The organism is Novosphingobium sp. BL-A-41-Hi4B-X5A, assembly GCF_055521705.1.
Genome location: NZ_CM145500.1, coordinates 1,758,515 through 1,781,347, shown reverse-complemented (window position 1 = coordinate 1,781,347; position 22,833 = coordinate 1,758,515). Strand labels below are relative to the sequence as shown.

Sequence of the window (22,833 nt, the reverse complement as noted above, 5' to 3'; positions counted from 1 at the left end):
ACTCATGGACTTCTCCACGCTCGACAATCCCCGCCTCGAATTCGCCTTCGCCTGCCGGTTGCGCTTCACCCGCGTGCAGATGGTGCCGGACCTGCCTTCGGGCGGGATGCGCAGCGCGGTCTATGTCGATGAGGGCGAGTTTGAGGGGCCGCGTCTCAAGGGCAAGGCCGTGCCCAATTCGGGCGGCGATTATGCGTTCTTCCGGCCTGACGACACAGCCGTGTTCGACGCGCGTTATGTGCTCGAAGTCGATGATGGCACGCTGATCTACATGCAGAACAAGGGCTTCCTGTGGGGCCGCGAGCCGGGAACGATGGACCGCCTGCGTGCCTGGGCCTTTGCCGGGGGAGAGCCGGTGCCGCACGCGGAATACTACCTGCGCGCCCAGCCCACTTTCGAGACCAGCAAGGGCAAGCACGACTGGCTGACGCGGCATGTGTTCATCGGCGTGGGCGAGCGCAAGCCGGACGGGAATTACGTGAAGTATTACGCGCTGACGTGAGGCTTGACGGCATATCACAAGTGCTGCAAACAATAACAATTGTTAGAAAAGAAGTGACGGGAGAGTCCACGCCTTGAAGCTGCACCTGCCTCCGCGCGTCAGTCCCAAGCAGTTCCAGGCGGCAATGACCGCCTTCGCCGGCGTGGTCGGCAAGGACTGGGTGATGGACTCGGACGCCGACCGCGACGCCTATTCGGACACTTACGCGCCCGGCAGCACGGAGGAGTGGCCGGCATCGGCTGCGGTCGCGCCTGCCTCGGTCGAGGAAGTGCGCGCGATCGTGCGGCTGGCAAACGAGCACAAGACGCCGCTGTGGCCCGTGGCACGTGGCAAGAACCTGGGCTACGGCACTGCCGCGCCGCGCCTGCCGGGCACGGTGGTGCTTGACCTTGGCCGGATGAATAAGGTGCTCGAGCTCGACAGCAACCTTGCCTATTGCGTGGTCGAGCCGGGGGTCGGCTTCTTCGACCTTTACGAGCACATCCAGCGTGAGAAGGCGCCGCTGTGGATGTCAGTGCCGGGCAATGCCTGGGGCTCGGTACTGGGCAACGCCCTCGAACATGGTATCGGCTACACGCCCTATGGCTTGCACGCCCGCAATCTTTGCGGGATCGAGGCAGTGCTGCCCGATGGCGACCTTGTCCGCACCGGCATGGGCGCAATGAGCAACAATCCGGCCTGGCACCTCTTCCCGATGAGCTATGGCCCGACCTTCGACCTCGCCTTCTCGCAATCGAACCTGGGCGTGGTGACCAAGGCCGGTGTGTGGCTGCAACCTGCGCCGGAAAGCTCGCTCGAGATCGTGTGGGACATCCCGAAGGTCGAGGACATCGGCTGGGTGGTCGACACCATCGCCCCGCTCAAGATTTCGGGCCTGATCGACCAGAACGTGTTCATACCGTCGTGGCTGGGCAAGATGGTCCTCAAGGGCCAGCGGCAGGACTTCTGGGACAAGCCATCGGCCATCCCCGAATGGCGCGTTGAGGAACTGCTGAAGGAGCACAAGCTTGGCTACTGGCAGGTCGCGCTGCGCCTTTATGGCGAGGAAAGCGTGGTCAAGGCCAAGGCCGAAGTGGTCAAGGCGGCGATGAAGCGTAATCTGGCCGCCGCTCCCGAAGAGCATTGGTGGCATCCCGGGGACTACATCCACGGTGTCGACACGACGATGGGCATTCCATCAGCCGTGCCGCTGCAGATGTCCGACTGGATCGGCGGACGCGGGGCGCACATGGGCTTCTCGCCAGTAGTCCCGGCCACCGGCAAGCACGTGCTCGATCAGATGGCGCGCAGCCGCAAGATCATCGCCGACTTCGACGTCGACTTCTATGCCAGCTTCACCATCGGCGGGCGCTTTGCCAACAACGTCAACATGCTGATGTACGACCGCGACAATGCGGCCGAGGTGGTCAAGATGCGCAAGCTGTTCGACGCGCTGATCACCGAGACGGCCAAGGCCGGTTATGCCGAATACCGCACGCACCTCGGTTGGATGGATCCGGTGATGGAAACCTTCGACTTCAACAACCACGCGCTGCGTCGCTTCGGCGAGAAGGTGAAGAACGCGCTCGATCCCAATGGCATCATAGCGCCAGGCAAGCAGGGCATCTGGCCCGCGGCCTATGCGGACGCGCGCGGCAGGAGCAACGCCAAGGGGACTGGGGTATGAACCGCGCTTCGCTCGTTCTCGTCGCGGCGCTCGGCGTTGCCGCAACCGCCGTCTTTGCGGCACCTCCGGGGCCACCGCCCGGCCCCCCGCCGCCCTACCAGATGCGCCCGGTTGCACCGACAGGCGACAGGCTCAAGCCCGGCGGCGATGGCAAGGTGCTGTTCGAGGTGCATTGCGGTTATTGCCACCTGACCGGCGGCATGGGCACAAACCTGCTGACCAAGCAGCAGGTCATGGCGGGCAACAGCCCTGACAAGGGCCTGCTCGCCAACCGCATTGACCTGACTGCCGATTACGTCAAGACCGTGGTCCGCATGGGCAAGGGCGCGATGCCGCAGCAGACCAAGGTCGATTTGACCGACGCCGAGCTTGATGCCGTGGCGAAGTACCTCGGAAAGGCGGGCTGATGCGCGTTTCCCGTCGCTCGATGCTGAAGGGCAGTGCACTGGCAGGCGCTGTTGTCGCAACGCCCGCGATGGCAGCCGTGGCGAGCCCGCGGCCACTGGTGGTGTTTGACAGCCGCATTCCTGAATCCGCTGCCTTCGCGGCAACAAGGGCTCCGGGCCGGTCGATCGACCTTGCCCTAAGTTCGGCGGATGCTGCGCGTGCGATCAAATTCCCTCAAGTCGTGACAGGGCTCACACGCTGGAGCGACTGGACTGCGCTAAGAGGGGTCATGGAGGCGCAGGGTTTGCGTCTCTCGGAAGAGATTCGTGCTGCCGCCCCCCTCTCCGGCCGCACGCATCTTTTCCTCTGGACGATGACTGCGCGCTAGACAGTCCCGGCGCAAAGCCAGCAGTCTGCAAAGAGGGGTGCGTTCCTGTCGGGACGTGCCCCTTTTAACGTGCCGTCCGTTTTCACTCGGTGAAACGTTCAGAATGGGCGTCTGCCCCACCCGCGTCTTATTCCTCAATGCGTATTTCGACAGCATGCGGGCTTGACCCGCGCTCTCGCGCAATTAGTATGTGTTACTAACAAATTCCGGCGCGTATCGGAATCGGGAGAGAGGCGATGCAACCAGTGGGCAACAGATGGACGCGGTAACTCTCTATCACTGGGAACCCAACGCCAACTCGGGCAAGCCGATGCTGGCGCTGATGGAAAAAGGTGTGCCCTTTTCCAGCCATTACATCGACATGCTGCAGTTCGACCAGCACAAGCCGGAATATCTCGCGATCAATCCGCAGGGCACGATCCCGGCCATGACGCACAACGGTCTCGTCCTGACCGAGAGCACCGCGATCATGGAATACGTCAACGACCGCTTCGAAGGCCCCGACCTCATGCCATCCGACGCGCAGGATCGCTGGCGGGTGCGCTGGTGGATGAAGTTCATGGACCAGTGGCTTGGCCCCAGCTTCTCGATGATCGGGTGGAGCGTGTTCGTCGGGCCCATGGTCCGCCAGCGCGATCCCGCCGAACTTGCGGCTGCGATTGATCGCATCCCGCTGCCCGAACGCCGCGTGGCCTGGCGCAAGGCGATCAACGGCGATTTCTCGGAAAGCGAGATGGCTGAAAGCCGCCGCCGCGTCGGCCTCGGCATTGCCAAGCTGGAAGAGGAACTGGGCAAGCGGCCCTACGTCGGCTCGCATGAGTACAGCCTGGCCGACATCAACATCTTCAACAGCACCTATTCGCTGCCCCTTTCGCAGCCCGATCTGGCCGGCAAGGACAAGACGCCGAACATCATGCGCTGGCTCAAGCGGGTCTACACCCGCGACGCGGTGAAGAAGACCTGGGCGATGGGCAAGACGGACCTAGCCCATCGCTATGGTCTGATCATGGCGGAGATCGAGGCATGAGTGCGGTTCTTTACCACGGCGAGCCCAACGGTGCTTCGCTGACCGTGCTTGCCGCGCTGGCGCAATCGGGCCTCGACATCGAATGTCGCCGCATCGACCTGCTTGCCGGTGAGCGACATGCGCTGCCCGGCATTGCCGACTCGGTTGCGCTCGACCTGTGCATCGAGGGTGAAGGGCCGGTGCTCGTCATCAATGGCGAGGCCATGACCGAGTCCGTGTTCCTGGCGCAGTATTTCGACGAAGCGGCGGGCGGGGTCGGGCTGCAACCGGCGGACGCCTATGCGCGATGGGAAATGATGATGTGGTGCCGCCAGATCACCGAGCGCTTGTCGCCTGCTGCCGCGCTGCTCGGCAATCTCGCCACCTCGCAGCAGGCCATAGCCGCTATCCCTGCCGAAGAGTTTGCAAGTCTTACAGCGCGCATCGTATCGGACGACCTGCGCCAGCGCTGGCAGGCGCTTAGCGACGATGTTGTCGATGCTGCCCAAGTGGCCGACAGCGAGACCAAGGTCGCCGCCGCTGTCGAGCGCTGCGAGAAGCAGCTGGCCGATGGTCGCGAATGGCTGATGAGCACATTCTCGATTGCCGATCTCGTCACTTGTTCCTGGCTCGCCGGGATGCAGGTTCTGCGCCCCGGCGCTTTCGCCCATGCGCCGCTGACGACCGCTTGGCTTGCTCGTACGCTGGAACAGCCCAGCGTTCAGGCGGCGCTTGCCAGATCGACCGTTTCCGAACCGCTCCGCGCCTGGGCGCCGGGGCCTGAAATCAACCGTTGGGGATAACCAATGCGCGCCATCGACTACTTTGACCGCGGCCATGACCGCGATCCGCAGCGTCTCGCCATCGTCGATACCGAGACCGGCCTCAAGCTGACCTTTGCCGAGACCAAGGCCCTGTCCGAACGCATTGCCGCCGCGCTGCAAAAGGGCGGCTTCGAGAACCAGGACTGCCTCGGCCTTTATGGCCCGAACGACGGCATGCTGCTGGTCGTGCTGCTGGCGATGTGGCGCGCCAACGGCAAGTGGATTCCGGTCAACACCCGCAACGCGATCGATGCCAACGCCGCCTACATCAATTACGTGCGCCTCAAGTGGCTGGTCTATCATTCGTCGAAGGCTGATGAAGTCCAGCAGCTCAAGGACCTTTGCCCGACGCTCCAGCACTTCGTCTGCCTTGATCAGCGCATGGGCAATGACCCGAGCCTCGACGAGTTCATGGCCGGCGTGAGCGAAGCCGATTTCGTCGAGCCCGAGATCGATGCGTTCGGCAACCTGATGGATATGGTCGGCATCTTCCCGACCGGCGGCACCACTGGCCCCTCGAAAGGCGCGAATGTGACCAACCTCGGCTGGGGCACGATGATCGAGACCGCAGCCGACGGCATGGGCGGGCGCACCGATTCTCCGGTCGCGCTGGTTTCTGCCCCGATCACCCACGCCGCCGGCCCGATTGCACTTTCCACGCTGAGCCTTGGTGCCACGCAGGTGATCCTGCCCGGTTTCGACGCCGAGCGCGTGCTGCGCACGATCGCGGAGTACAAGGTCACCCACATGTACCTGCCGCCGACGGCGCTTTACCAGTTGCTCGCTTCGCCGGAGCTGGGTGACCACGACTATTCCAGCTTGCGCATCTTTATCCTCGTCGGCTCGCCCTGCAGCCCGGAAAAGCTGCGCCAGGCAGTCGAGGTGTTCGGCCCGGCGATGTGCCAGTCCTATGGTCAGGTCGAATGCCCGATGATCGTGGCGTGGTTCCCGCCTGAGGATGTGGCGAAGTTTGCGACCTCGTCACCTGAAAAGCTCGCCGCATGTGGCAAGCCGACCCGCTCGATCAAGGTCGCGCTGCTTGACGATGATGGCAACGAAGTGCCGCTTGGTGAAGCGGGCGAGATCTGCGTGCGCGGCGCGCTCGTCACGCATTCCTATTTCGAGAAACCCGAGGAAACCGCCGAAATCCGCAAGTTCGGCTGGCACCACACCGGCGACGTCGGCAAGTTCGACAAGGACGGCTACCTCTATATCGTCGACCGCAAGAAGGACATGGTCGTCTCCGGCGGTTTCAACGTGTTCACCGCCGAAGTCGAAGCTGCCGTGACCGAGCTTGCGCAAGTGCGCGAGGCCTGCGTCTTCGGCATTCCGCACGAAAAGTGGGGCGAGCAGGTCCACGCGGTGGTCGTGGCAGACGGCATCACCGAGGCTGAAATCATTGCCTATGCCAAGGAGCGCTTGGGCGGGGTCAAGGCGCCGAAATCTGTCACGTTTATCGACTCGATTCCGCGCACCGCTGCGGGCAAGATGGACAAGAAGGCGCTGCGGGTTCCCTATTGGGGCAACGCCGATCGTATGGTCAACTGATCCGGAAAACGGACAGTCGGGAGAGAGCTGGATATGCGTTTGAAGGTCCTGGGCCTGATGGCCGCACTGCTGCCGCTGGCGGCGTGCAACATCAAGAGCGATGGCGACAAGGTCGCCGTCGCTACCGCAGGCGTCACCGATGCGATGATCGCGCAAGTGCCCGAAGGCGAATGGCTGAGCTACGGGCGCGATTACGGCGAGCAGCGCTTCTCCCCGCTGACCCAGGTCAACGATACCAACGTCGGCCAGCTCGGTCTTGCGTGGTTCCATGATCTGGAGACCGCACGGGGGCAGGAAGCCACCCCGCTGATGCACGACGGCACGCTCTACATCTCGACCGCGTGGTCGATGGTGAAGGCGTTCGATGCCAAGACCGGCGCGCTCAAGTGGTCCTACGACCCGGAAGTGCCGCGCGAAACGCTGGTCAGGGCCTGCTGCGATGCGGTCAATCGCGGTGTTGCGCTCTATGGCGACAAGGTCTTTGTCGGTACGCTTGACGGTCGCCTCGTCGCTCTCGACCAGAAGACCGGCAAGCCGGTGTGGTCGAAGGTCGTCGTGCCTAATCAGCAGGACTACACCATCACCGGCGCACCGCGCGTGGTGAAGGGCAAGGTGCTGATCGGCAGCGGCGGTTCGGAATACAAGGCGCGCGGCTATATCGCGGCCTATGACGTGAACTCCGGCAACGAAGTGTGGAAGTTCCACACCGTCCCCGGCAACCCCGCCGACGGCTTCGAGAACAAGGCCATGGAGAACGCCGCCAAGACCTGGGCTGGCGAATGGTGGAAGCTCGGCGGCGGCGGCACCGTGTGGGATGCGATCACCTATGATCCCACCACCAATCTCGTGCTGTTTGGCACCGGCAACGCAGAGCCGTGGAACCCCGCTGCCTCGGGCCGCGAGGGCGACAGCCTCTATACCTCATCGATTGTCGCGGTGAATGCCGATACGGGCGAATATGCCTGGCATTTCCAGGAAACACCGGAAGACCGCTGGGACTTCGACAGCGCCCAACAGATCACGCTGGCGGACCTGAACATTGGTGGCCAGCAGCGTCATGTCGTGCTGCATGCCCCCAAGAACGGCCATGTCTACGTGCTCGATGCCAAGACCGGCCAGTTCATCTCGGCAACGCCTTTCGTTGCGGTCAACTGGGCGACCGGCATTGACCCGAACACCGGCAAGGCCACGGTCAACCCCGCCGCCCGTTACGAAAAGGGCGCGCCATTCGTCAGCCTGCCCGGCGCGGTCGGTGCGCACTCGTGGCAGCCGCAGAGCTTCAGCCCGAAGACGGGCCTGCTCTACTTGCCGGTAAACAACGCGGCGTTCCCCTACGCCGCTGCCAAGGACTGGAAGGCGACCGATATCGGCTTCCAGACTGGCCTCGACGGGTACGTCACCGCAATGCCGGCCGATGCCAAGGCTCGCTCCGCCGCGATGAGCGCGACTACCGGTACGCTGGTGGCGTGGGACCCGGTCGCGAAGAAGGCCGCGTGGAAGGTCGAACTGCCAAGCCCGTCGAACGGTGGCATTCTTTCGACCGCCGGCAATCTCGTGTTCCAGGGGACCGCGGGCGGTGATTTCGTCGCCTACAGCGCGGACAAGGGCAAGCAGCTCTGGTCGTTCCCGGCCCAGAGCGGGATCATTGCCGCACCGATGACGTATGCGATTGACGGCGAACAGTACGTCGCGGTCATGGTCGGATGGGGAGGCGTCTGGGACGTCGCCACCGGCGTCCTTGCGCACAAGGCCAAGAAGCAGCGCAACATCAGCCGCCTCATCGTGTTCAAGCTCGGCGGCAAGGCTGCGCTGCCTGCCGCTCCGCCAATGGCCAAGATGGTGCTCGACCCGCCGCCCTTCACCGGCACGCCTGAACAGGTCAAGGCTGGTGGCGAGCTCTATGGCCGTTACTGCAACGTCTGCCATGGCGATGCGGCGGTTGCCGGCGGCGTGAATCCGGACCTGCGCCATTCCGCCGCGCTCAACGCTCCCGAAGCCATCCGGTCGGTAGTGATCGACGGCGCGCTGCAGCACAACGGCATGGTGTCGTTCAAGTCGGCCCTGAAGCCCGAGGATGCGGACAACATTCGCCAGTACCTGATCAAGCGCGCCAATGAGGACAAGGCTCTGGAAGCGCGCTGACAAGAATGCTATGAACAATAGCAATCATAACGAGTGGAGAGATTCATGACGCATCTTTATCCCAACCTGATCAATGGCGAGCTGGTCACCACCGCATCGTCGCTCGATGTGGTCAACCCGGCCAACGAGCAGGTCATCGGCCAGGTGCCGGCTTGCGGCGCTGAAGAACTGGATCGCGCCGTTGCAGCCGCGCGCGCCGCCTTCAAGACCTGGTCCAAGACCCCGGTCGACGACCGCCGTGCAGTCATCCGCAACATGGCCTCGGCAATCGAAGCCAACTTCGATGAACTGTATCGCCTGCTGACCAGCGAGCAGGGCAAGCCGCACCACCAGGCCCAGCACGAGATCGGCGCCTGCGCCGGGATCATGAACGCCCAGTCGACGCTGACCCTCGAAGAGACGATCAACGAGGACAGCGCCGAACGTCTCAGCCGTACCCGCCGCGTGCCGGTCGGCGTGGTCGCGGGCATCGTGCCGTGGAACTTCCCGCTGCTGATGGCCGTGCAGAAGATTGCGCCGGCGATCCTCACCGGCTGCACCATCGTGCTCAAGCCTTCGCCATTCACCCCGCTGACCACGCTCAAGTTTGCCGAGCTGATCAAGGACATCGTGCCGGCGGGCGTCGTCAACATCATCACCGGCGAAGACGCGCTCGGCCCGATGATGACCTCGCACCCGGATATCGACAAGATCACCTTCACCGGCTCGACTGCAACCGGCAAGCGCATCATGGAAGGCGCCTCGAAGGATCTCAAGCGCATCACGCTGGAACTGGGCGGCAACGATGCCTCGATCGTCCTGCCCGACGCCGACGTCGAGAAGGTGGCCGAGCAGCTCTTCTGGTCGAGCTTCACCAACGCCGGCCAGATCTGCGTCGCTGCAAAGCGCGTCTACATTCACGAGGACATCTACGACGACCTGTCCAAGGCGATCGCCGAATACGCCAAGACCGTAAAGGTCGGTGACGGTTCGGAACAGGGCACTGGCGTCGGCCCGATCCAGAACAAGAAGCAGTTCGAACGCGTCTGTGAACTGATCCAGGATGCCAAGGACAACGGCTACAAGTTCCTCGTTGGTGGCGACGTCGATCCCTCGGGTTCGGGCTACTATGTGCCGATCACGATCCTCGACAATCCGCCCGAAGACGCCCGCATCGTGGCGGAAGAGCAGTTCGGCCCGGTCATGCCGCTGATGAAGTTCTCGAGCGACGACGAAGTCATCGCTCGCGCCAACAATTCGGAATATGGCCTTGCTGGCGCTGTCTGGACCAAGGACACAGAGCGTGGCGTGAAGATCGCCGAGCAGCTTGAGACCGGCACGGTGTGGATCAACGAGTTCCTCCACCTCTCGCCTTTCGCGCCTTTCGGTGGCCACAAGCAGTCCGGCTTCGGTGCGGAATACGGCATCGAGGGCCTTAAGGAGTTCACCTATAGCCAGGTGATCACGGTCAAGAAAGACGCGCTGGTCTGATCCGCGCCTGAATGTCGAAGTCGGCCCTGTCGTATCGCGGCAGGGTCGTCTCGACCTTGCACAAATGAAGGAATAGAACGGTGCCCATCGACCTGTCGAAGATCAAGGCGATTGACGTCCACGTCCATGCCGAGGTCTCGTGCCACGATCCGGAAGATCCGGTCATGGGCCAGTTCTTCGACGCGGCTTCAGCCTACTTCAAGGCTCCGCGCGAACGCCCCAAGATGCCCGAGATCGTCGAGATCTACCGCGAGCAGCAGATCGCGTTCTGCATGTTCACGGTCGATGCCGAATGCGGCATGGGGGCCAAGCGCGTGTCGAACTACGAAGTCGCCGAGATGGCGGCCAAGAACGACGACATCTGCATCGCCTTTGCCTCGATCGATCCGCACAAGGGCAAGTTCGGCGCGCGCGAAGCACGTGACCTGATCGAGAACTATGGGGTCAAGGGCTTCAAGTTCCACGGCATTGCCCAGAACTGCCACCCCGCCGATCGCGTCGGCTATCCGATCTACGAAGTCATCGCTGAATACGGCCTGCCCGCAATCTTCCACACCGGCCACTCCGGCATGGGCACCGGCATGCGCGGCGGTGGCGGCATGCGCCTGAAATATGGCCAGCCGATGCTGGTCGATGATGTCGCGGTCGATTTCCCCGACATGAAGATCATCCTGGCCCACCCATCGTGGCCGTGGGTGGATGAAAGCCTGTCGATGGCGTTGCACAAGGACAACGTGTTCATCGACCTGTCCGGCTGGAGCCCGAAGTACTTTGCCCCGCAGATCATCCAGTACGCCAACACGCAGCTCAAGAAGAAGATGCTGTTCGGTTCGGACTTCCCGCTGATCCACCCGCAGAAGTGGATCGACGCCGCGCTTCAGGTCGGCTTCAAGGAAGAGGTCATGCCCGGCATCATGAAGGACAACGCCGCGCGCCTGCTCGGGCTCGCCTGAGCCTGCGCCATGGCCGATCCTGACGACATCCGCGCCTGGCAGAGGCTCGATGCGGAAGTGACCACGTCGGGCCGGATCGAGGACAAGGACGTCATGCGCCTCGCCGATCTGGGCGTCGCGCATGTCGTCAACCTCGCGCTGGAGACCCATCCCGAGGCCTTGGCCGGGGAAGGGGAGAAGCTGGCCGCGCAAGGCATTGTCTATACCCACATTCCCGTGCCGTTCGACGCGCCTGGCGAGGACCACTTCGCCGCCTTCGTGAAGGCGGTGGAGGAAGGTCCCCGGCCGGTGCACGTCCACTGCATCATGAACTGGCGCGTCTCCGCATTCTTCTACCGCTACAACCGCGACCGTCGCGCCCTTGCCGAGCCCGACGCGCGCAGGGTGATGGAACGGCAGTGGTCTCCCGAAGGCCATGACAGCAAGGAAGCCCGCGTCTGGGCGGAATTCATCGCAAGGACGTCCGAGTGACCGACCTTACGGGCAAGCACATCGTCATCACCGGCGCCTCCACAGGCATCGGACGCGCCACCGCTACCGTATGCAGACAGGCCGGCGCGCGTGTTTCGCTGATCGCCCGCCGCGCCGATCTGCTCGAACAAGCCGCGCGTGACCTTGGCGGGAGCACCGCCTTCGCTGCAGCGGACGTTGCCGACAAGGCCGCGCTTCATGCAGCGCTCGATCACGCGGCCGCTGCCAACGGCCCGATCGATGGCCTGTTTCTGAACGCCGGCAGCGGCGGCATGTTCGCTCCCGTCGAGCAATATACCGACGAGATGTTCGATGCCGTGATGGCGGTGAACCTCAAGGGCGTGCTCTGGGCGATCCAGCACGTACTACCCGCCATGAAGGAGCGTGGGACAGGCGCGATCCTCGTCACCGGCAGCCTCGCCAGCGAGCGCGGTTTGCCGATGAACGCGGGCTATGTCGCGAGCAAGCATGCTGTCCTTGGCCTGTCGCGCGCGGTTGCCAACGAAGTCGCCGAGTTCGGGGTGCGCTGCAACTGCATCGTGCCGGGGCTGATCGAGACGCCGATGCTCGATGGCCTGCCGCCCGAAGCTGCCTCGCAGATGGCCAAGGCCGTGCCGCAAGGCCGCACTGGCCAGCCCGAGGAACTGGCCAAGGTCGCCGCCTTCCTCCTTTCCGATGCCGCCAGCCACGTCACTGCCCAAAGCTGGGCAGTAGACGGTGGCATGCTTGGCACCATGCGAGTCTGATCCCCCGGAGACGCCGATGGCCCTGAAATACTACCACGCCGAACCGCTGGCGAACTCGCTGAAGTCGATGGTCCCGCTCAAGGAGAAGGGCCTCGCTTACGAGAGCATCTACGTTGATCTGCACAAGTTCGAGCAGCACCAGCCGTGGTTCACCGCGATCAATCCCGAAGGCCAGGTGCCCGTGCTCGACCACGACGGCACGATCATCACCCACACCACGGTGATCAACGAATACCTCGAGGACGTTTTCCCCGATGCCCAGCCCGCCGACGCGCCGTTGCGTCCGCGCGACGCGGTGGGCGCGGCGCGGATGCGCTACTGGAACAAGTTTATCGACGAGCACGTGATGAACTTCGTCTCGATGCATGGCTGGCACCGCATGGTCGGCGTGATCGCGCGCAATATCGAGAATGGCGAGTTCGAGAAGCTGCTCGAGAGCATCCCGCTGCCCGATCAGCGCAAAAAGTGGGCAACGGCGCGCTCCGGCTTCTCCGAGGCGGACCTCGCCAACGCCACCGCCAAGATCGAATATGCCCTCGCCAAGGTCGAGGCCCAGCTTGGGCAGACAAAGTGGTTGGCAGGTGACACGTACACTCTTGCCGACATCAACTTTTATTCGCACTGCGGCATGATGGTCGAGCGTATGTTTCCCGAGATGGAAGTGGCGAGCCGCTTCCCCCGCCTGTGCGAATGGCGCGATCGCGTCACCGCGCGTCCCGCTGTCGCCGAAGCCCTCAAGAGCGAGGACCGGACCGCGCCGGGCCTGCGCACCTGGTCGGGGCATGTGCGCTGATGGCTGGTTTCGTTCTGATCCATGGGTCCTGGCACGGTGGCTGGTGCTTCGATCCGGTCGCGGAAATTCTCCGCGCGCGGGGGCATAATGTGGTCGCGCCGACACTGCCCGGCATGGGCGGCACCGCGGAGGAGATGGCCGCCGTCACGCTTGATCGCTGGGGCGATTTTGCTGCGCAGCATTGCCGTGACCTCAAGGCGCAGGGCGTCGGGCCAGTTGTCCTTGGCGGACACTCGCGCGGCGGCCTTGTCGTGTCCACCGCAGCGGAGCGTGATCCGTCTGCAATGAACGCCATCGTCTATATCTGCGCAATGATGTTGCCAGCGGGCATGAGCCGCGCCGAATTCAAGGAACTCGAAGGCCCCAACCCCGCCTTCGATGCGATCATTTCCAAGGTTCACGGCGGGATCGCGACCGTCATCGACGCGGCAAATGCTGCACCCGTCTTTGCGCAAGTCTCGCCGCCCGGCCTCGTCAGTGCGGCGATGGCAAGGCTCATGGCCGAACCCCACGCGCCGCGTTCGGAGAAGATCGCGGTGACGCCGGAACGCTGGGGCAGTCTTCCGCGCACTTACGTCGAATGCACGCTCGACCGCACGATCCCGATCGAAAGCCAGCGCCGCATGATTGCCATGTCGCCTGGCGCGAACGTGGTCACGCTTGAGGCCGATCACAGCCCCTATCTGTCGAAGCCGCAGGAACTGGCCGACGCTCTGGAGGCGGCAATCTCCGCCTAATCGGCGAAGAAGTTCAACTCCAGCAGAACGTTGTTCGGATCTGCGGTGAAGATTTGCCGCAGGCCGATGGCTTCAACCACGTTGGTCTGGCAGTCGAGCCCCAGCGCGGCCACGCGCGCCACCACTTCGTCATAGCCCGAGCAATTGAGCGCAACGTGATGGATCGCGCCGGTGAGCGCGCCCGGCTGCACCTCGCGGTCATAGGCGCGCGGGCAGTCCACGGCGTTGATGTGCACGATGGCCTTGCCGGCCGCATCGTACATCCACTGCGCGTTCTGCGGGGTGAGGGGAGGTGGGCCGTCCCGCCGATCAAGGCCGAGCAGCGCCTTGTAGAACTCTGCCGTCTCGTCGAGCCGGTCGGTGATGATGTTGACGTGATCGAGCGCGTTGACGTGCATCTGTCCTCTCCCGCAGCAAAACGGCGGCAGGAGCATGGTGCCCCCGCCGCCGCCCTTTCTCAACTATTGAAACCGCTCAGCTCTTGAACACGACGGTCTTGTTGCCGTTGACCAGCGCGCGATCCTCGAGGTGCAGGCGAACCGCTTCGGCGAGGACGCGGCGCTCCACGTCGCGGCCCTTGCGCACAAGGTCTTCGGGGCTGTCGGCGTGGGTCACGGTCTCCACGTCCTGGTGGATGATCGGGCCTTCGTCGAGGTCCGCGGTAACGTAATGCCCGGTCGCGCCGATCATCTTCACGCCGCGCGCATGCGCTTGGTGATAGGGCTTTGCACCCTTGAAGCTCGGCAGGAACGAGTGGTGGATATTGATGCAGCGGCCGGCGAGGAACGCCGTGAGATCATCCGACAGGATCTGCATGTAGCGCGCCAGAACCACCAGTTCCGCGCCCGTCTCGGTGACGATGCGCTTCACTTCAGCTTCCTGCTGCGGCTTGGTCTCCTTGGTGATCGGCAGGTGGTAGTAGGGCACGTCGCCGATCAGCGAGATCGACAGCGCTTCCTTGGGATGGTTGCCGAGGATCGCCACGACTTCCATCGGCAGTTCGCCGATGCGGGTGCGGTACAGCAGGTCACCCAGGCAGTGGTCGAACTTGCTGACCATGAGCACGACCTTCCGCTTCACGGCGGTGTCGCGCATGTTCCATTCCATGCCGTAGTCATCGGCAACCGGCGCAAAGGCCGTGCGGAACGCATCGATCCCGGTCTCGCCCGGATCGAACACGACTCGCATGAAGAATTTTCCGCTCAGCGAGTCATCGAATTGCTGCGCCTCGCGGATGTTGCCGCCCGCTTCATAGAGGTTGCCCGTGACCCGGGCGACGATGCCCGGCTTGTCTTCGCAAGACAGCGTCAAAATCAGCGATGCGCTCATCAAAATCTCTCCCGTCCTTGTCGCGTTAGGGGTGGCGCACAGAGGGCGCAACATTTCCCATTGCGAATCTCGAAGGAGATTGTATGTGTTGCATACAAGTTTTTCAACCCTGCCATTTCACAAGTCGGGAGAGTTCAAGATGGCGAAGAACCTCGAAGAGGTAATCCAGCAAGGCGGCAACGTCGTCGAGATGCTGCGCAACTCGCAGCTCGGTGCTTATGTCTATCCGGTCGTTGCGCCGGAATTCTCGAACTGGCGCAGCGAACAGTGGGCATGGCAGCACAGCGCCGTCCTGTTCGACCAGTCGCACCACATGGTGAACCTCTACATTCGTGGCAAGGACGCGCTGAAGCTGCTGTCCGACACCATGATCAACAGCCCCAAGGGCTGGACGGTCAACAAGGCCAAGCAGTACGTCCCGACCACGCCTTACGGCCACGTCATCGGTGACGGCATCATCTTCTGGGAAGAAGAAGAATCGTTCACCTACGTCGGCCGCGCCCCGGCTTCGAACTGGCTTCGCTACCACGGCGCGACCGGTGGCTACGATGTCGAGATCGAACTCGACGACCGTTCGCCGATGCGCCCGATGGGCAAGCCCGTCACCCGCAAGGAGTGGCGCTTCCAGATCCAGGGTCCGCAGGCGTGGAACGTGATCGAGAAGCTGCACGGCGGCCCGCTCGAACAGCTCAAGTTCTTCAACATGAGCACCATGAACATCGCCGGCAAGACCGTGCGCACGCTGCGCCACGGCATGTCGGGCGCACCGGGCCTTGAAATCTGGGGCCCCTATGCCGAGCAGGAAGAAATCCGCGCCGCCATTCTGGAAGCGGGCAAGGAATTCGGCCTGATCGCTTGCGGCAGTCGCGCCTACCCGTCGAACACGCTGGAATCCGGCTGGATCCCCTCGCCGCTGCCCGCCATCTACACCGGCGAAAAGCTCAAGGGCTTCCGCGAATGGCTCGCTGCCGACAGCTACGAAGCGACCGGTTCGATTGGTGGTTCGTTCGTCTCGGACAACATCGAGGACTACTACCTCAACCCGTGGGAGCTGGGTTACGGCAACTTCGTCAAGTTCGACCATGACTTCCATGGCCGCGAGGCACTGGAAGCTCTGAACCCCGCCGAGCAGCGCAAGAAGGTGACGCTCGCCTGGAACCCTGAGGACATGGCCAAGATCATGGCCTCGCTGTTCAACCCGGATGGCGAACAGTACAAGTTCTTCGACACCCCGCTCGCCAACTATGCTTCGTCGAACTACGATCGCGTCGTCGATGCTGGCGGCAAGACCGTCGGCTTCTCGATGTTCACCGGCTACTCGTACAACGAGAAGCAGGCGCTCAGCCTCGCCACGATCGATCCGGAAATCCCGGTCGGCACCGAACTGCGCGTGGTGTGGGGCGAAGAGAACGGCGGTACTCGCAAGACCACCGTCGAGCCGCACAAGCAGATTGAGGTCCGCGCGATCGTCTCGCCGGTTCCCTACAGCCGCGTCGCTCGCGAAAACTATGCCGAAGGCTGGCGCACCGCGCGCTGAGCCCAAGCAGACTGGCGCCGCCCGGATTGCTGCAAAGGCAACCGGGCGGACTGCCCTCAACCATTGAGAGGATCCCGCACATGGCAGCACCGCTTATCCATCCCAACTGGGACAAGGCGCCCGACGGGATCACTGATGGCTTCAGCCTGGAGATGACCGCGAAGGACGAGGCGTCGCTGCGCGATGCCGCCCCGCTCATTCCGGCCGACACCCCTATTGCCGTCACGTTCCTCCCCGGCGAGGACGTTGCCGCCCGGGTTGCCGCTACAGTCGCGGTGCGCCAGCTCGGCTTCGAGCCGATGCCCCATTTCTCCGCCCGCCGGATCACCTCCGAGGACGATTTCGAAGGCTACCTTCGCGCTGTGGTCGAACAGGCCGGCGTGACGCGCTGCTTCATCGTCGCAGGCGATCCGCCCGAGCCGGTTGGCCCCTATTTCGATACCTCCGCCCTGATCGCCACCGGCGCGTTCGAACGCTCCGGCATCAAGGCCATCGGCATTGGCGGGCACCCGGAAGGGCATCCGAACATGACCGAGGCCGAATGCTGGGCGGTCCTCGAAAAGAAGGTGGCCGAGATCACCGCGCGCGGCATGGCCCCGCTGATCGTCACCCAGTTCGGCTTCGATCCCGATGCCTTCCTCGCCTGGCTCAAGGAATTGCGCGCGCGCGGCATCGATGCCCCGGTGCGCATCGGCGTGCCCGGCCCCGCCGGGATCAAGCGCCTGCTCGCCTTTGCTGCCCGCTGCGGCGTGGGTGCGTCGACCTCGGTGCTCAAGAAGTACGGGATTTCCGTCACCAACCTTCTCGGCACGGCTGGACCAGACAAGCTGGTCGATGCCTTCGCCCGTGGCCTCGGGGCCGAGCACGGCAAGGTGCGCCTGCACTTCTACCCGTTCGGCGGCCTGACCAAGACGCTCGAATGGATTCACGGTTACAACAAGAAGCACGGCATCGGCCCGGGGGCCTGAGCCATGACCGACTTCGTGCTGGTGCATGGCGCGTGGGGCGGCAGTTTTGCGTGGGATCGGTTGAAAGCTGATCTCACCGCCGCCGGGCACCGCGTCCTCGCTGCCGATCTCACCGGTCTTGGCCGCCGCAAGGCCGAGTTCAACCCCGGCATCACGCTGACCACGCACATCGATGATGTGTGCGACCAGATTGCCAAGGCCGGTTTCGATCGCTTCGTGCTGGTCGGCCATTCCTGGGGCGGCATGGTCATCACCGGTGTCGCCACGCGCCTCGGTGCGCGGATCGACGCGATAGTCTACGTCGATGCTTTCCTGCCGCAGGATGGCCAGTCACTGTGGGACCTGACTGGGCAGTCGGAGCACGATCACTACATCGGCAGCCAGAAGCGCAAGCCCGGTGCGGTTTCCCCGCTCCCCGGTCTTGAAAGCCCTGTCCTGTCCGATCACCCGTTGCTGACGTTGGTCGAGGCGGTGCGCTTCACCGGCGAGGAAGCGAAGATCCCCCGCCACGTTTACATCTTCGCCAATGGCTGGAGTCCGTCACCTTTCGGCAAGTTCGCCGATGCAGTGCAGGACGATCCGGCGTGGGAGTATCACGAGGCCGAAGCCACCCACAACGTCATGGGCGATCAGCCCGAGCAACTGCTTCAGATTGTGCTCGGCTGCGCCTGAATTTTGCTCAGCCCTGCTGCGCCAGGCTCTGCATCCGCTTGAGATAGCGCGCCAGTACGTCGATCTCGAGGTTGACCTTCGATCCCGGCTTCAGCGCGCCCATCGTCGTGACTTGCGCGGTGTGGGGGATGATGTTCAGCGCGAAGTGGCATGATCCGTCGGGCTGATCGGCCACTTCGTTGACGGTCAAGGACACGCCATTGACCGTGATGGACCCCTTCGCCGCAATGTATGGCGCCAGTTCCTGTGGCGCCGAAATCCCGAACTTGAGCGAGGCGCCATCGGGGCGGATGCTGACGACCTCGCCCACGGCGTCGACATGCCCGGTCACGATGTGCCCGCCAAGTTCATCGCCCAGCTTCAGAGCCGGTTCGAGGTTGAGCGGCGCGCCCACAGTCCACTGCTCCGCTGCAGTACGGCTCACCGTTTCGCCCGAAACGTCCACCGCAAACCAGCCTTCGCCGGCCACGCCGCCTTTGTCCACCACGGTGAGGCAAACGCCCGAGCAGGCGATCGAGGCGCCGATGGCGATCTTCGCAGGGTCCATCGCGCACGAGATCGTGATGTGGCGGTCCCCCTTGTCCTCGACGGCGAGGATGTTGCCGATTTCCGTGACGATCCCGGTGAACATAAGAAATCTCCTTCAGCGGACCCGCTCGTAGACGTCGAGCGCATCGCTGCCAAGCGTCCGCCGGTCCACATTGCGCCAGCGCCCGTGCGCGTCAGCGAGCGAGCCGAGGCCGATATCCGCGATGCAGGGCAGGCCATCGCCAATGATGATCGGTGCACGATACACCAGCAGCCGGTCTACCATGTCGGCGGCGATGAATGCGGCTGCCGCCTGCGCTCCGCCTTCGACGAACAGGTACTGCACATCCCCGAAAGCTTGCGGCGCGGTGATATCTGCAACCGCCGTCCAGCCTTCAGGCGCCGTGCCGCGCGTCAGCACCATGCGCTGCGGGCTGCGGTGCTCGAGCCCCGGCAGGCGCACGTCGAGCCTCGGCGTGTCGGCGCGCAAGGTGCCGCCGCCGACAAGGATCGCGTCGGCTCGTGCTCTCTCGACATGGCAATGCGCGCGCGCTTCGGGGCCGGTGATCCATTGGCTCGATCCGTCGACGAGGGCTATTTTGCCGTCCAGCGAAGTTGCGAGCTTCAGAGTGACATGTGGTCGACCCTGCGCCGACCGTGTCAGGTATCCGGCCAAGGACTCCCGTGCTGCCGGGGCGGGCAGAACGTCTGTTGCAATACCTGCTTCACGCAGCGCGGCGATCCCGCTGCCTGCCGTGCGCGGGTCTGGATCTTCAACGCCGATCACCACGCGCGCAATGCCGCTGCCCAGCACCAGCGATGTGCAGGAAGGCCCGCGCGCACTGGCATGGGCGCAAGGTTCCAGGGTGACATAAAGCGTCGCACCGTTCGCGGCCTCACCGGCCATGGCCAGCGCCTCGGCTTCGGCATGAGGCCGGCCACCTGCCTGCGTCCAGCCACGGCCGACTACCAGCCCTTGCTTGACGATCACCGCTCCGACTGCCGGATTGGGCCTGCTCAATGGACGCCCACGCGCCGCGAGCGCCGCCGCGGCATCGAGCCAGCGCAGGTCCTCAGCCCTGCTCATGGTTTCTCGGTCTGCGCCTTCTTCATCTCGGCATCATAGACAGGATTGTCGACCAGATGCTTGTCCAGCACTTCCCTGCGCGCGGCCTCGACCTTCTTGCGGTAGGCCTCGCGTTCGGCCTTGCCTTCCTCGTAGGCACGCTTGGTTTCGACCCCGGTGGCGTCGCCCACCGCCTTGTACATCTGGCGGATGCGCTCCTGCCGCGCCTCCTCCTCGGCTTCCTCTGCCCTGGCCTTGGCCGTCGCTGCCTTGTTTTCGGCGAGGATCTCGGCGTCGCTGCGGCCCTCGAGAAAGCTCGGGAAATAGATGATCTCGGGCGGACGGGGCAGCGCCGTGCCGCCTTCCATCGCCATCGCGGTGAACAACGTCCCCGTCACCGCTGCTGCCATCACCAGTCCGACACGGCGATAATCGCTGGGCGCAGTAAAGACCTGCCAGAAATCGACGATGGCCCGGCGCGGGGATACGTTGCGGAAGAAGGCTCTCATGCCGGCCTAGATAGGCGCTGGCGCACGCTTCCGCTACCCATCGGCAGGCTTTCAGCCAAACGGCACATACAGCGACCGGCCGTGCCGCTTGAGCCAGCGGTTCGCCGTCTCGATCTCGCCCTCGAAAAGCTGTTCGAGATGAGCGTGGAAGGCGGGGCTATGATCGAAATGCTTCATGTGCGCCACTTCGTGGGCCACGACCGAACGCCGCACGAAATCCGGCGCCATGATCAGCCGCCAGTTCATCCGGATCGACCCGTCTGCCGCGCAGCTGCCCCAGCGCCGCTGCGCGCGCGATAGCGACAGGCGTGGGACGGCTTCCCCGGCGCGGGCGCAGTAATGGGCAAGGTCATCAGCGCAGTAAGCGAGCGCCTCGGCCTCCAGCCAACGCTGCAGCCGCGCAGCCAGCCCCTCGACCGGCCCCCCGACGATCAGGCGTCCATCCGCGATCACCGGCTTGCGTCGCGCCCGCTCCGACCATTCGATCTGCAAGGTCTCGCCCCGCCAGGGCAGCGTGGCATCGGGCGCGATAGCGCGTGGCTCTGGGATCCGCGCCAGTTGCCCCGCCAGCCAGTCGGCCCGGTCGCGCGCAAAAGCCTCGGCATCGCCGACGCGACCCCACGCAGGGATGGAGATGCGCGCTTCGCTGCCGTCGGGTGCAAGCCTCAGCGTCATCCGCCGGGCATGGCCGAGCTTGCGGATCACCAGTGGCAATTCGCGCCCTTCGACCATCAGCGTCCGGCGCGCCACGGCACGCGGGGCCAAAGTTCCGCGAGAGGGGGGCTGCTTGGCCTTGGTGTCGGCCCGCCGCAACCAGTCGAGCACGCCCCTAGCCATCGAAATGGTCCGAAGGCACGATATGGTCCTCGATCGGCCCGGCCAGCGTTTCGCTCACCGCCTTGCCGACGACCGACTGGCCAGCGCGATGCACCGCCTCGCGATCACCAGAAATCAGATAATGCCACTCAGGCAGCGGCCGGTTCTCGGCCCGCAAGCGATAGGCGCAGGTATCGGGCAGCCACGGCAATTCTCGCGCCAGCTTCGGCGTCAGGCGCAGGCAATCGGGGACATAGGCGCGGCGATGCTTGTAGTCGCTGCATCGCGCGGTCCTGAGGTCCAGCAGCTTGCAGGCAACATTGGTATGGACCACCTCGCCTGTGTCTTCATCCTCCAGCTTGTGCAGGCAGCACTTGCCGCAGCCGTCGCACAGCGCTTCCCACTGCTCGCGGCTGAGTGTTGCCACTGGCCGTTCCCAGAAGCGGTCATCGTTCATTCCGGCGTCAACGCACCCACTTGGCGAGTTCGGCGGCCACGGCCTTTCCGTCCTGTTCGGCGGGCAACAACGCGATGGCAGCACCGTCCGGCCCCATCAGATAGGCCGCGCGGCTGTGGTCCATCAGGTATGCGTCGGGCTTGCCCTCGTCGCGCCGCTGGTAGAACACCGCCCACTTCCTTGCGACATCGGCGATCTGCGCCGGCGTTCCGGTAAGCCCGACCACGTTCTTGCCGAAGTTCGCGGCATATTTGCCCACGACCTGCGCGGTATCGCGCTCGGGATCGATGGTGATGAAGATCGGCACGATTGGCTTGGCGTCGGGGTGTTCCTTGGCGAAGAGGCGAAGGCCCTGTGCGATGTTCTGCATGTCGAGCGGGCAGACATCCGGACAGAAGGTGTAACCGAAATAGACGATGCGATACTTGCCGGCAAAGTCGCTCCACTTCACGGCCTGCCCGTCCTTGCCGGTCAACGTGAAGTCGCCGCCAATCGCGGCGCCTTCGAGAGGCGGTTGTTCGGCAGGGGTCATATTGCATCCGCCAAGCGCGAAAGTGCAGGTTGCGGCAAGCGCGGCGAGTGTCGATCTGAAAGCGAGAGCCATGGCGCGCCGGTTCATGCTCTGCTAACCGTGTCCTTGCAAGAGGCGAGTCCGCAAGGCCGTAAATGGCTGATGGGGCACGCAACAGGAGGTTCGAATGCTGTCGAAGATGCGCAGGCCGCTTACCGCGCTGGCCATGCTGCTGGCCGCCGCCACGGCAATTCCGGCACAGGCCCAGTTCTCCGACAGCTACAAGTTCCTCGAAGCCGTCCGCAAGAAGGAAGGCGACAAGGTGACCGAGGCTCTGAACGAGCCCGGCACGCAGATCATCAACACCAAGGACTATACCACCGGACAGACCGCGCTTCACATCGTCGTGGCCCGGCGTGATCTTGTCTGGGTGCAATTCCTGATCGGCAAGGGTGCCAACGTCAACGCGCGTGACAATCGCGGCGTGACCCCGCTGGTGGCAGCGTCGGAGATGGGTTTCCTTGAAGGCGTCGACGAACTGATCAAGTCTGGCGCGCGCATCGATGAGGCGAACAATACTGGTGAAACGCCGCTGATCAGTGCGGTTCACCGCAAGGATCTTGCGCTGGTGCGTATGCTGATCAAGGCCGGGGCCAACCCCGATCGTCCGGACAATTCCGGGCGCTCCGCGCGCGATTATGCGGCACTCGACAAGGGCAGCCCGGTGCTGGGCGAGCTGGAAAAGGCGTCGAAGGAAGCAAAGTCCGCCGCGCCCAAGAAGACCTACGGCCCCTCGTTCTGACGGGT

26 protein-coding genes are annotated in these 22,833 nt (G+C 63.9%); 18 read left to right on the top strand and 8 right to left on the bottom strand.

What is annotated here, in order from left to right:
• Positions 1-4: 4 nt before the first annotated feature.
• The 14 genes from ACZ1JY_RS08515 to ACZ1JY_RS08450 all read left to right on the top strand — a co-directional run bounded on the left by ACZ1JY_RS08515 (position 5) and on the right by ACZ1JY_RS08450 (position 13,633).
• Positions 5-502, top strand: coding sequence for a DUF3237 domain-containing protein (locus ACZ1JY_RS08515; protein ID WP_084279875.1), 498 nt, complete (start codon positions 5-7; stop codon positions 500-502).
• 73 nt (positions 503-575) lie between these two features.
• On the top strand, positions 576-2,168 hold the full coding sequence (locus ACZ1JY_RS08510) for an FAD-binding oxidoreductase (protein ID WP_465129004.1): 1,593 nt from the start codon (positions 576-578) through the stop codon (positions 2,166-2,168).
• Positions 2,165-2,575, top strand: coding sequence for a c-type cytochrome (locus ACZ1JY_RS08505; RefSeq protein ID WP_465129003.1), 411 nt, complete (start codon positions 2,165-2,167; stop codon positions 2,573-2,575). Before ACZ1JY_RS08510 ends, ACZ1JY_RS08505 begins: the two co-directional genes overlap by 4 nt.
• Entirely contained in the window at positions 2,575-2,943 is a 369-nt protein-coding gene (locus ACZ1JY_RS08500) for a twin-arginine translocation signal domain-containing protein (RefSeq protein WP_168905147.1), read from the top strand. Before ACZ1JY_RS08505 ends, ACZ1JY_RS08500 begins: the two co-directional genes overlap by 1 nt.
• A 256-nt stretch (positions 2,944-3,199) precedes the next feature.
• Positions 3,200-3,970, top strand: coding sequence for a glutathione S-transferase family protein (locus ACZ1JY_RS08495; RefSeq protein WP_168905148.1), 771 nt, complete (start codon positions 3,200-3,202; stop codon positions 3,968-3,970).
• Positions 3,967-4,752, top strand: coding sequence for a glutathione S-transferase family protein (locus ACZ1JY_RS08490; RefSeq protein ID WP_465129002.1), 786 nt, complete (start codon positions 3,967-3,969; stop codon positions 4,750-4,752). The genes ACZ1JY_RS08495 and ACZ1JY_RS08490 overlap by 4 nt, the downstream gene beginning before the upstream one ends.
• A gap of 3 nt (positions 4,753-4,755) precedes the next feature.
• Complete coding sequence (locus ACZ1JY_RS08485; RefSeq protein ID WP_465129001.1) at positions 4,756-6,321, top strand: AMP-binding protein; 1,566 nt, start codon at positions 4,756-4,758, stop codon at positions 6,319-6,321.
• Between the two features lie 33 nt (positions 6,322-6,354).
• The gene (locus ACZ1JY_RS08480) at positions 6,355-8,463 is read left to right on the top strand and encodes a PQQ-dependent dehydrogenase, methanol/ethanol family (protein WP_465129000.1); all 2,109 of its coding nucleotides are present in this window, start codon (positions 6,355-6,357) and stop codon (positions 8,461-8,463) included.
• 45 nt (positions 8,464-8,508) lie between these two features.
• Entirely contained in the window at positions 8,509-9,933 is a 1,425-nt protein-coding gene (locus ACZ1JY_RS08475; protein ID WP_118073098.1) for an aldehyde dehydrogenase family protein, read from the top strand.
• Between the two features lie 80 nt (positions 9,934-10,013).
• The gene (locus ACZ1JY_RS08470; RefSeq protein ID WP_118073099.1) at positions 10,014-10,886 is read left to right on the top strand and encodes an amidohydrolase family protein; all 873 of its coding nucleotides are present in this window, start codon (positions 10,014-10,016) and stop codon (positions 10,884-10,886) included.
• A 9-nt stretch (positions 10,887-10,895) separates the two neighbouring features.
• Positions 10,896-11,357: a protein tyrosine phosphatase family protein gene (locus ACZ1JY_RS08465; protein ID WP_465128999.1), complete on the top strand. Its 462-nt coding sequence runs from the start codon at positions 10,896-10,898 to the stop codon at positions 11,355-11,357.
• Entirely contained in the window at positions 11,354-12,103 is a 750-nt protein-coding gene (locus ACZ1JY_RS08460) for an SDR family NAD(P)-dependent oxidoreductase (RefSeq protein WP_465128998.1), read from the top strand. Before ACZ1JY_RS08465 ends, ACZ1JY_RS08460 begins: the two co-directional genes overlap by 4 nt.
• A 16-nt stretch (positions 12,104-12,119) precedes the next feature.
• A complete protein-coding gene (locus ACZ1JY_RS08455; protein WP_168905153.1) occupies positions 12,120-12,896 on the top strand; it encodes a glutathione S-transferase family protein in 777 nt (258 codons plus the stop codon).
• Positions 12,896-13,633: an alpha/beta fold hydrolase gene (locus tag ACZ1JY_RS08450; protein WP_465128997.1), complete on the top strand. Its 738-nt coding sequence runs from the start codon at positions 12,896-12,898 to the stop codon at positions 13,631-13,633. The genes ACZ1JY_RS08455 and ACZ1JY_RS08450 overlap by 1 nt, the downstream gene beginning before the upstream one ends.
• Here the strand turns inward: ACZ1JY_RS08450 and ACZ1JY_RS08445 are convergent.
• Complete coding sequence (locus ACZ1JY_RS08445) at positions 13,630-14,031, bottom strand: VOC family protein (protein WP_465128996.1); 402 nt, start codon at positions 14,029-14,031, stop codon at positions 13,630-13,632. The genes ACZ1JY_RS08450 and ACZ1JY_RS08445 overlap by 4 nt on opposite strands.
• A 76-nt stretch (positions 14,032-14,107) precedes the next feature.
• Positions 14,108-14,962 carry a formyltetrahydrofolate deformylase gene (purU, locus tag ACZ1JY_RS08440; protein WP_118073106.1) on the bottom strand — a complete coding sequence of 285 codons (855 nt, stop codon included), beginning with the start codon at positions 14,960-14,962 and terminating at the stop codon, positions 14,108-14,110.
• Positions 14,963-15,101: 139 nt separating this feature from the next.
• Between purU and ligM the strand changes: the two genes are divergently transcribed.
• The 3 genes from ligM to ACZ1JY_RS08425 all read left to right on the top strand — a co-directional run bounded on the left by ligM (position 15,102) and on the right by ACZ1JY_RS08425 (position 18,139).
• Positions 15,102-16,499, top strand: a complete 1,398-nt coding sequence (gene ligM / locus ACZ1JY_RS08435) for a vanillate/3-O-methylgallate O-demethylase (protein ID WP_118073107.1) — start codon at positions 15,102-15,104, stop codon at positions 16,497-16,499.
• An 80-nt stretch (positions 16,500-16,579) separates the two neighbouring features.
• Positions 16,580-17,467, top strand: a complete 888-nt coding sequence (locus ACZ1JY_RS08430) for a methylenetetrahydrofolate reductase (protein ID WP_118073108.1) — start codon at positions 16,580-16,582, stop codon at positions 17,465-17,467.
• 3 nt (positions 17,468-17,470) lie between these two features.
• Positions 17,471-18,139 carry an alpha/beta fold hydrolase gene (locus ACZ1JY_RS08425; RefSeq protein ID WP_465128995.1) on the top strand — a complete coding sequence of 223 codons (669 nt, stop codon included), beginning with the start codon at positions 17,471-17,473 and terminating at the stop codon, positions 18,137-18,139.
• 7 nt (positions 18,140-18,146) lie between these two features.
• On the opposite strand, the gene ACZ1JY_RS08420 is transcribed toward ACZ1JY_RS08425, so the two are convergent.
• Genes ACZ1JY_RS08420 through ACZ1JY_RS08395 form a run of 6 tightly spaced genes read right to left on the bottom strand, consistent with a single transcriptional unit; the run spans position 18,147 to position 22,119 of the window.
• Positions 18,147-18,770: a riboflavin synthase gene (locus ACZ1JY_RS08420; RefSeq protein WP_465128994.1), complete on the bottom strand. Its 624-nt coding sequence runs from the start codon at positions 18,768-18,770 to the stop codon at positions 18,147-18,149.
• A 12-nt stretch (positions 18,771-18,782) separates the two neighbouring features.
• Positions 18,783-19,754: a bifunctional diaminohydroxyphosphoribosylaminopyrimidine deaminase/5-amino-6-(5-phosphoribosylamino)uracil reductase RibD gene (gene ribD, locus ACZ1JY_RS08415; RefSeq protein ID WP_465128993.1), complete on the bottom strand. Its 972-nt coding sequence runs from the start codon at positions 19,752-19,754 to the stop codon at positions 18,783-18,785.
• Positions 19,751-20,242, bottom strand: coding sequence for a hypothetical protein (locus ACZ1JY_RS08410; protein ID WP_465128992.1), 492 nt, complete (start codon positions 20,240-20,242; stop codon positions 19,751-19,753). Before ACZ1JY_RS08410 ends, ribD begins: the two co-directional genes overlap by 4 nt.
• A gap of 51 nt (positions 20,243-20,293) precedes the next feature.
• Positions 20,294-21,079 carry a M48 family metallopeptidase gene (locus ACZ1JY_RS08405; protein ID WP_465128991.1) on the bottom strand — a complete coding sequence of 262 codons (786 nt, stop codon included), beginning with the start codon at positions 21,077-21,079 and terminating at the stop codon, positions 20,294-20,296.
• Entirely contained in the window at positions 21,072-21,515 is a 444-nt protein-coding gene (locus tag ACZ1JY_RS08400; protein ID WP_465128990.1) for a YcgN family cysteine cluster protein, read from the bottom strand. Before ACZ1JY_RS08400 ends, ACZ1JY_RS08405 begins: the two co-directional genes overlap by 8 nt.
• Positions 21,516-21,522: 7 nt before the next feature.
• The gene (locus ACZ1JY_RS08395) at positions 21,523-22,119 is read right to left on the bottom strand and encodes an SCO family protein (RefSeq protein ID WP_465128989.1); all 597 of its coding nucleotides are present in this window, start codon (positions 22,117-22,119) and stop codon (positions 21,523-21,525) included.
• A gap of 94 nt (positions 22,120-22,213) precedes the next feature.
• Here ACZ1JY_RS08395 and ACZ1JY_RS08390 point away from each other — a divergent pair, with 94 nt between their 5' ends.
• Positions 22,214-22,828, top strand: a complete 615-nt coding sequence (locus ACZ1JY_RS08390; protein WP_465128988.1) for an ankyrin repeat domain-containing protein — start codon at positions 22,214-22,216, stop codon at positions 22,826-22,828.
• Positions 22,829-22,833: the final 5 nt, after the last annotated feature.